Here is a 7563-nt window from a genome sequence, read left to right as displayed (position 1 = left end):
CGGTCAGCTCGGGGGTAGGTTATGCGCGATCCGAACTTGCTGGCGTTGCTGGCCGTGTGTCGGATGTATGCCAACCGCCAGGCTTGAGATGATCGTTCCCACGCTCCGCGTGGTAACGCAGCCCTGGCCGCTCTGCGTCCGCTCTTGAAGGCGTGACGCGGAGCGTCACAGGATGCATTCCCACGCGGAGCGTGGGAACGATCGTCATCTTTACCCTGCTGAGCAGGGTCAGCTCGGGGGTAGGTTATGCGCGATCCGAGCTTGCTGGCGCTGCTGGCCGAGTGTCGGATGTATGCCAACCGCCAGGCTTGAGATGATCGTTCCCACGCTCCGCGTGGTAACGCAGCCCTGGACGCTCTGCGTCCGCTCTTGAAGGCGTGACGCGGAGCGTCACAGGATGCATTCCCACGCGGAGCGTGGGAACGATCGTCAGCCGACCAACCCACGCACAATGAAGTACAGCAGCGAAGGCCCGAGCAAGCACCCAAGCCCGGTATGGAACGTCGCTGTCAACGCGCCATACGGCACCAAGCGCCGGTCCGTCGCCGCCAGCCCTGCGGTCACGCCGCTCACGGTGCCGGCCAAGCCACCGAAGACCATCGCCGAGCGCGGGTTGTCCAAGCCCATCCAGCGCGCCGCCACCGGTGTGCCGACCATCACCAGGATCGCCTTGATCAAGCCGGTGGCAATCGACAGCGCCATCACATCGGACGTCGCGCCAATCGCCGCGCCGGTCACCGGGCCGACGATGTAGGTCACGGCACCCGCGCCGATGGTGGTCATGCTGATCGCATCGCGATAACCAAATGCCCAGGCCATGCTCGCGCCGACGATAAACGGCAGGACGGTGCCCAACAGCAGCGCAACCACGCCGATCATCCCGGCCTTGCGCGCTTCGGTGGCCTGCACTTCAAACGCCGTGGCGACAATGGCGAAGTCACGCAGCATCGCGCCGCCCATCAGGCCGATGCCAGAGAACAGCGCCAGGTCGGCCAGGCCTTTCTGGCCACCGGTAATCGTGCCGCCGACCCAGGCCAGTACCAGGCCGATCACAATGGCAATCGCCGAGCCGTGGATGCGGCCAAAGGTCAAGCGCCTGGACAGCACCACGGAAATCCACATCACCACGCCAACAAAGGCAAACGCAGTGATCAGGCCGTTATGCTCCAGGCCCTTTTCGATGAGATCCCACATATCAGCGACCTCCCGCAGGCACGATCAGCGGCTCTTCATCGGGCAACGGTTCGCCTTTATGCGTGCGGCTGATCAAGGCAATGGTGCAACCGCAGACCACCACCGATCCGATGGCGGCGAGCACCGCGACCGGCCCGCCGTGCAACGCGGTTACAACGTTCTGCTGCGCGGCCATCGCCACAACAACGGGGATATACATGGCGCCCCAGAAGCCCACGCCCATTTCACAATCCTTGGTCATGCCGCCGCGCTTTTGCATCCACAGGCGGGCACAGATCAACAGGATCATGGCGATCCCCACCCCGCCCACGTTGGATTTGACGCCCAGCAACACGCCAAGCATGTCGCCCATGATCACCCCTGCAAGCGTGCAGATCGCCAGCAGTGCCACACCGTAAATAATCATTGTTGTTGTCCTCAAAGTGCTCGATCGACATTGTTGTTTTTGTGCTTCGACAGCCTTGGGTAGTGCTTTATCGGTGGCGGCGCTCCTCCTCTTCCAGCAGGACCTGCAAGGTATCCAGGCGCGCGCCCTCGCAGGCGATCACCGTGCCTTGCTCGAACACGCGGCGTGACAGGCCGGTGAGCACGGCGCCCGGGGGCACTTCGATTTGCAGGCGCACACCGCGTTCGTAGGCGCTTTGCACCGTGCCGCGCCAGTCAACGACGCGACACATGTTGAAGGCCAGATCGTCGCGCAGGTGTTCGGGGTTGTGAATCGGCCGCGCTCGGGTGCTGCTCAGGTAGGTGATGCGCGGCGCCTTGAGCGGGACAAATGCCTGGGCCAGGGCCTCGGCCGGTTGCGCCAGCAACGCGCAATGGGACGGCACACTCACGGCCAGGCGCTTGGCGATGCCGTTGCCTTTGATACGCGCGGCGACGCGCTTCATGGCTTCGTCGCTGCCGGCGATCACGCTCTGGTTATCGGCGTTGATATTGGCCAGGTACACCGGGGTTTCGGGGCTGTGGATGGCGGCGAGAAGTGTTTCGACGGTGGATAACTCCACGCCGATGATCGCCGTCATGCCGTAGCCGTGTGGATAAGCGTTTTGCATCAGTTCGCCGCGCAGGCTTACCAGTTTTACTGCCTGGGCAAAATCCAGAGCCCCGGCGATCACCGCAGCCGGGTAGGCGCCGATGGACAGGCCCGCCACATAGTCCGGGGTGCGCGCCAACAGGCGAGCGTGGGCCGTACCTGCGATCAACAGGCACAACTGCACGGCGCGGGTACTGGCCAGGGCTTGCGCCGAGTCGAGCAGGCGCACGTTTTCGCCCAGGGCATCGCTGGCTTCTTCCAGTACAGGTTCGGGCAACGACTGGAGCATGCCGGGTCGCTGCGCCCCCTGCCCCGGAAACACCAGGAGGCTGCTCATGCCACGGCCTGCCAGGGGTCGAGCACGAGGTGGGCGCCGCGATCGGTTTTCAGCAGCACACGGCGTGAGCCGCTGGCCCACTCGCGCAAGGCGACAGCGCCGAACGGGGTTTGCAGTTGCAGATCGACGGGGCACACCGTGGCGTCCAGGATCGCCAGCAGGTCGTCGGCATACGCGCGTTCAAGGCGCTTGGGCGTACGCAGGATCAAATCCAGATCGCTACGAGCATGCAACGCTTCGATGCCGGTGGCCAATTCAAACCCTGCGCTACCGCTGACGCCCCATGTCTGTTGCACCAGCACCGAACGCAATTGAGCGAGCGCTTGCAGCGCGGGTAAATCCCGTGACGAAACCACGTCGCGCAGGGCTTCCGGGGCCACGCGCCGCTGCACCGCCGCCAGCGGCATCTCGGCGGCGAAACGCTGCTCACGCAAACGCCCGCGCACACCAACCGCCACATAACCCGGTGCGGCGATGGCGCGGCGCACCACCACCGGGTGGCCGGCGCCGAGCGCCTCCAGCCCCCAGGCCGGTGCATCGGCGGGCAGATGCGCCGGGGTCATGCCCCAGAGCAAGTCGTGGGCGTTCACCATTGTTCCCGCAGCAGTTGGCGAACATGGCTGGACGCCGCGCGATTAGTCGCGCCCAGGCGCCCGCGCAGATCGGTGCTGCCGACATCCTTGATCGCATTCACCAGGCAATTACTGACCCGCGCCACATCGTCCGCCGTGGGCTGTTCGATCTGGCTGACCGACAAGGTCTCCCACAGCAGACCGAGGCTGGCATAGCTGTCGATGTCATAGGCCATGGGCGGCACGCTGGCGGCTAGGGTTTCCAGCTCTTCGACGCTGCGCAAGGTCACCCGCGCGGCCGAAGCCTTGCCCATCGCGTGCACCATCACACCGGGATCACGCAGGGCGATCAGGCGGTTGGCCTGGTAACCGTGGGCCAGGAACGCACCGGACATGGCCTTGCCCACCAGCAGCGCAATTACCGGGTGGCCGGCCAGGCGAGCGCGGGCGTAGGCATCGGCGGCGGCGGCCAGGGCCTGATGGATGCCGAGGGCTTCTTCGCGACGGCCGTAGGCTTGGCTGGGCACATCGACGATGGCGATGATCGGGCGCTTGTCGCCACGGGCAATAGCCTCATCGACGGCCTTGGCCAGGCCCCAGCCTTCGAGCAGGCCGACTTCGCCATTGCGCGCCCGAGGGAAGCGGTTTTGCGCGTCCGTGATCACGGCGACAAAGCGCACCTTTTGCTCACCCAATACAGCGTCGGCAACCCTCAGTGACGCCGGCAAACCGTCTACAGGTGGAGCGCCGGCGCTCAATGCGTTGAACCACTGCAAGCCTCTCATGAGCGTTCTCCTTGATACAGCTCGCGCACCGTCGCCGGGTCGATTTGCGGTATGGCGTCCAACTCGGCCAAGCGTGCGAGGTAATAATCAGCCTGGCGACTGCGTTGCTGGGCGGGCACGCCTTGCTGCAACAACGCGCTGACGGTCTGCTGAATCTGCGCCACATCGTCGCCGACATAACGGTCGGCCAGGCCACTGTTGAAGCGCTGTTCACCACCCGTGAGGCTCCAGATAAAGGGACGGTCGCGGGAGTCGTATTCTTCCAAGCCGGCTTCCTGCTCGATCACCTGCGGACCGTTGAGGCCCAGGCGTGCCTCGCGGGTCACGACGAGGTAACTGCACAGCCCGGCCGCGATGGACATGCCGCCGAAACAACCAACGCTGCCCGCCACCACACCGATCACCGGCTGGTGCTGGCGCAGGTCGACTATCGCCGCGTGGATATCGGCAATCGCGGCCAGGCCCAGGTTGGCTTCCTGCAAGCGCACGCCGCCGGTTTCCAGCAGCAGCACGGCGCGGGTGGGGATGCCGTTGCGGTTGTCTTCGGCGGCCAGCTCCAGCGCACCGGCGATTTTTGCTCCGCCGACTTCACCGAGGCTGCCGCCCTGGAAGTTGCCTTCGATGGCCGCCACCACCACCGGCAAGCCACCGATGCTGCCCTTGGCGATGATCACCCCGTCATCGGCCTGCGGCACCACGCCTTGGCGGCCAAGCCAGGGCGACATGACGCGCTGGAACGGGTCGATCAGTTCGCGAAAGGTACCGGCATCCAGCAGCGCCTTGGCTCGCTGGCGTGCACCGAGTTCGACAAAGCTGTGTTTGCTGAGCAAGTCAGTCATGGTCGATCTCCTCGAAACCCTGTTCCAGGCGCAGACGCACCACGCCGGGGGTGGCGCCGAAGTCGTGGATATCAATATTCAGGGCCGGTGGCGTGTGCTCCTGGAAGATCCGCTCGAACAGGTGCAGCCAACGCTGCTCGGCGCCGTTCACTGAGGTCTGCACCTGAATGGTCAATCGCCCCGCCGTGCCCGGCTCCAGCAGCACTTCCAGGTCGCCCGAGCCGACGCAACCTACCAGCGCGCGGCCTTTTGGCGGCTGCCCGGCGGGGAATTCAAAGGATAAGGTTTCCATCACAACGCTCCGTCGAGGCGGTCGATAAACAGGCAGGCGGCCAACAGGTCGGCGGCGCCGCCGGGGGAGGCATTCAGGGCCAGGAGTTGGTTGTCCAGTGCGTGCAGGCTGCGGCGGCCGGCCAGGGTGGCGCTGCCGCCGGCGTCGAGCACCGCTTGGGCGCCGTGTTGCATGGCTTGCAGGCCTTCGGTGCCGGCGCGGTAGAGCACGCACGTGTCGGCCAGCTCGGTCATGATCGCCAGCAAGGCATCAAGACGCGCGTTCTGTTCACCGGCGTTCCGGCGGCGACTCTGGTGCAGTTGCGGCAGGCCGCGCTGGGTCACGGCGGGGAAGCCCAGTTGCGCTTCTTCACGGGCACCGCGTGCACCGTAGCGTTGCGCGACCTGGGCGCCGTGGCTCATCGGTTGAGGTGCATAACGGTCGTTGAGCAGGGCCAGTCTGGCGGCGTTCAGCGTTATGGCGCGCGGTTCCAGGGCAGCCGATGCGGTCAGCAAGCCGAGGGCCCAGATCGCGCCGCGATGGGTATTCACACCGTTGGTGGTGACGAGCATCGCCTGCTCGCCTTCGCGACCGATTCGGCCGAGCGCTTCGCGCAGCGGCAAACCGACCTCGCCGAATTCAATCGCCGCCTCGGCCATTGCCTTGAACATCGGCCACAGCGACAACGCCGACGCGTGCATCAGGCCCAAGTGCAAATCGTGGTGGGCGCCGTTGCCGCGACGGTCCACCAGGGCGGGTTTGGGCGACAGGTCGGCTTCGTCGATCAGCGCGTCGACGGCCATATCCGCCAGGCGATCCGCGAGGCTGAGTTCGTGCAGTTTGAGGGCGCGCATTTACCAGCTCCTGAATTTGGCGGGCGGGTTGTACAGGCCACCGGACCACTCCACCAGGTCGGCCACGCTCTTGGCGGCCAGCAACTCGCGGGTGGCGTCGGTGCGGCGGATGCCGAGGTCTTCGGGCAAAGCAATCAAACCCTCGCGGCGCAGGCGCGCGGTGTCCTTGGGGTTATGGCGCATGCCGATGGCGGTGACCCCGGCGACGGCGGCGATCATCGCCTGGCGTTCTTCCAGAGAGCGCGCCTTGTACAGGTAAGCGATGCCTTCTTCGGTAAGCAGGTGGGTGACGTCGTCGCCGTAGATCATGATCGGCGCCAGGGGCATGCCGCTTTTGCGCGCCACCTCCACGGCATCAAGGGTGTCGACGAAGGTCGGTTTACCGCCCTCCTGGAAGGTTTCAACCATCTGCACCACCAGTTTCTTGCCGCGTTCGAGCAGCGCTTGCGGTGCGTCGCCGTGGCGCATATCCAACCATGCCGGGGTGCCATGGCGACGGCCGCGCGGGTCATGGCCCATGTTCGGCGCACCGCCAAAGCCGGCAAGGCGACCACGGGTCACGGTGCTGGAATGGCCGTCGCCATCGACTTGCAGGGTGGCGCCGATAAACAGGTCCACCGCGTATTGGCCGGCCAGTTGGCAAACCATGCGGTTGGAGCGCATCGAGCCATCGCGGCCGGTGAAGAACACATCCGGCCGGGCGGCGATATAGTTTTCCATGCCCAGTTCGGTGCCGAAGCAATGCACGCTTTCCACCCAACCGCTTTCAATCGCCGGGATCAGGGTGGGGTGCGGGTTGAGGGTCCAGTTGCGGCAGATCTTGCCGTTCAAGCCCAGGGATTCGCCGTAGGTGGGCAGGATCAGTTCGATGGCAGCGGTGTTGAAACCGATACCGTGGTTGAGCGACTGCACGTTGTGTTTTTCGTAGATGCCACGGATCGCCATCATCGCCATCAGCACATGTACGGGCTTGATGTGGCGGGGGTCGCGGGTGAACAGCGGCTCGATGTAGAACGGCTTGTCGGCCACCACCACGAAATCCACCCAACTGGCCGGGATGTCGACACGGGGCAGGTCAGTGACGTCGTCGACCAACTGGTTGACCTGCACGATGACGATGCCATCGCTGAAGGCCGCGGGCTCGATCAGCGCCGGGGTGTCCTCGGTGCTGGCGCCGGTGTAGATATTGCCGGCGCGGTCGGCCATGAAACCGGCGGAAAGTACGACGTTGGGGATCAGGTCCACTACCAGGCGGGCATAGAGTTCGATGTAGGTGTGGATCGCACCGATTTCCAGCAGACCGTCTTCCAGCAACTGGCTGATGCGCAGGGATTGGGTGCCGGCGAAGGAAAAGTCCAGCTTGCGCGCGATGCCCTTTTCAAACAGGTCCAGGTGCTCGGACCGCCCGACACTGGGCATGATCATGTGCAAATCGTGAAGCTTGGCCGGGTCGGCCTTGGCCAGGGAGCGCGAGAGGAAGTCGGCCTGCTTCTGGTTGTTGCCCTCCAGCACCACGCGGTCGCCGGGGAGGATCAGGGCTTCCAGGGCCTCGACAATCCTGTCGCCGGGCAAAACCGCCCCGTCTGCGATTTTTTTGACCAGCCCGAGCCGCCGCAGCTTCTCGTCACGCCGCCGCGTCCAGCGCGAATCGGGGTTTATTGTTGTTGTCATGGTC

9 protein-coding genes and 1 pseudogene are annotated in these 7563 nt (G+C 65.0%); 1 reads left to right on the top strand and 9 read right to left on the bottom strand.

Translation table 11 applies throughout. The annotated features are described in order from the left end of the window. Positions 1 to 206: 206 nt before the first annotated feature. Positions 207 to 312: pseudogene (locus tag G7025_RS03315) on the top strand (LysR family transcriptional regulator); the annotation flags it as partial. Between the two features lie 117 nt (positions 313 to 429). Here G7025_RS03315 and madM read toward each other — a convergent pair. The 9 genes from madM to mdcA form a co-directional block, all read right to left on the bottom strand. Next, positions 430 to 1194 (bottom strand): malonate transporter subunit MadM, encoded by a 765-nt coding sequence (madM, locus tag G7025_RS03310; protein WP_181076572.1) that lies wholly within the window; start codon positions 1192 to 1194, stop codon positions 430 to 432. Position 1195: 1 nt separating this feature from the next. Further along, complete coding sequence (madL, locus tag G7025_RS03305; protein WP_061434475.1) at positions 1196 to 1600, bottom strand: malonate transporter subunit MadL; 405 nt, start codon at positions 1598 to 1600, stop codon at positions 1196 to 1198. A 67-nt stretch (positions 1601 to 1667) separates the two neighbouring features. After that, on the bottom strand, positions 1668 to 2567 hold the full coding sequence (gene mdcH / locus G7025_RS03300; protein ID WP_181076570.1) for a malonate decarboxylase subunit epsilon: 900 nt from the start codon (positions 2565 to 2567) through the stop codon (positions 1668 to 1670). After that, on the bottom strand, positions 2564 to 3160 hold the full coding sequence (locus G7025_RS03295) for a malonate decarboxylase holo-ACP synthase (RefSeq protein WP_181076569.1): 597 nt from the start codon (positions 3158 to 3160) through the stop codon (positions 2564 to 2566). Before G7025_RS03295 ends, mdcH begins: the two co-directional genes overlap by 4 nt. Next, complete coding sequence (gene mdcE, locus G7025_RS03290; protein WP_181076567.1) at positions 3154 to 3924, bottom strand: biotin-independent malonate decarboxylase subunit gamma; 771 nt, start codon at positions 3922 to 3924, stop codon at positions 3154 to 3156. The genes G7025_RS03295 and mdcE overlap by 7 nt, the downstream gene beginning before the upstream one ends. Beyond that, positions 3921 to 4763, bottom strand: coding sequence for a biotin-independent malonate decarboxylase subunit beta (locus G7025_RS03285; protein ID WP_181076565.1), 843 nt, complete (start codon positions 4761 to 4763; stop codon positions 3921 to 3923). Before G7025_RS03285 ends, mdcE begins: the two co-directional genes overlap by 4 nt. Continuing rightward, entirely contained in the window at positions 4756 to 5055 is a 300-nt protein-coding gene (locus G7025_RS03280; protein ID WP_181076564.1) for a malonate decarboxylase subunit delta, read from the bottom strand. Before G7025_RS03280 ends, G7025_RS03285 begins: the two co-directional genes overlap by 8 nt. Continuing rightward, positions 5055 to 5888: a triphosphoribosyl-dephospho-CoA synthase gene (locus G7025_RS03275; protein ID WP_181076562.1), complete on the bottom strand. Its 834-nt coding sequence runs from the start codon at positions 5886 to 5888 to the stop codon at positions 5055 to 5057. The genes G7025_RS03280 and G7025_RS03275 overlap by 1 nt, the downstream gene beginning before the upstream one ends. Then, the gene (gene mdcA, locus G7025_RS03270) at positions 5889 to 7559 is read right to left on the bottom strand and encodes a malonate decarboxylase subunit alpha (protein ID WP_181076561.1); all 1671 of its coding nucleotides are present in this window, start codon (positions 7557 to 7559) and stop codon (positions 5889 to 5891) included. Between the last annotated feature and the right edge of the window lie 4 nt (positions 7560 to 7563).

The sequence above is a fragment of the Pseudomonas lurida genome (assembly GCF_013522705.1).
GTDB classification, from domain to species: domain Bacteria; phylum Pseudomonadota; class Gammaproteobacteria; order Pseudomonadales; family Pseudomonadaceae; genus Aquipseudomonas; species Aquipseudomonas quebecensis.
The sequence above is the reverse complement of the archived record's forward strand: the minus strand, read 5'-3'. Positions and strand labels throughout refer to the sequence as shown.

What these genes read in the sequence shown, in the direction of transcription:
- mdcH (WP_181076570.1), bottom strand. Translation starts at nt 2,567, where the DNA reads ATGAGCAGCCTCCTGGTGTTTCCGGGGCAGGGGGCGCAGCGACCCGGC.
- G7025_RS03280 (WP_181076564.1), bottom strand. Translation starts at nt 5,055, where the DNA reads ATGGAAACCTTATCCTTTGAATTCCCCGCCGGGCAGCCGCCAAAAGGC.
- G7025_RS03285 (WP_181076565.1), bottom strand. Translation starts at nt 4,763, where the DNA reads ATGACTGACTTGCTCAGCAAACACAGCTTTGTCGAACTCGGTGCACGC.
- madM (WP_181076572.1), bottom strand. Translation starts at nt 1,194, where the DNA reads ATGTGGGATCTCATCGAAAAGGGCCTGGAGCATAACGGCCTGATCACT.
- madL (WP_061434475.1), bottom strand. Translation starts at nt 1,600, where the DNA reads ATGATTATTTACGGTGTGGCACTGCTGGCGATCTGCACGCTTGCAGGG.
- mdcE (WP_181076567.1), bottom strand. Translation starts at nt 3,924, where the DNA reads ATGAGAGGCTTGCAGTGGTTCAACGCATTGAGCGCCGGCGCTCCACCT.
- G7025_RS03275 (WP_181076562.1), bottom strand. Translation starts at nt 5,888, where the DNA reads ATGCGCGCCCTCAAACTGCACGAACTCAGCCTCGCGGATCGCCTGGCG.
- G7025_RS03295 (WP_181076569.1), bottom strand. Translation starts at nt 3,160, where the DNA reads ATGGTGAACGCCCACGACTTGCTCTGGGGCATGACCCCGGCGCATCTG.
- mdcA (WP_181076561.1), bottom strand. Translation starts at nt 7,559, where the DNA reads ATGACAACAACAATAAACCCCGATTCGCGCTGGACGCGGCGGCGTGAC.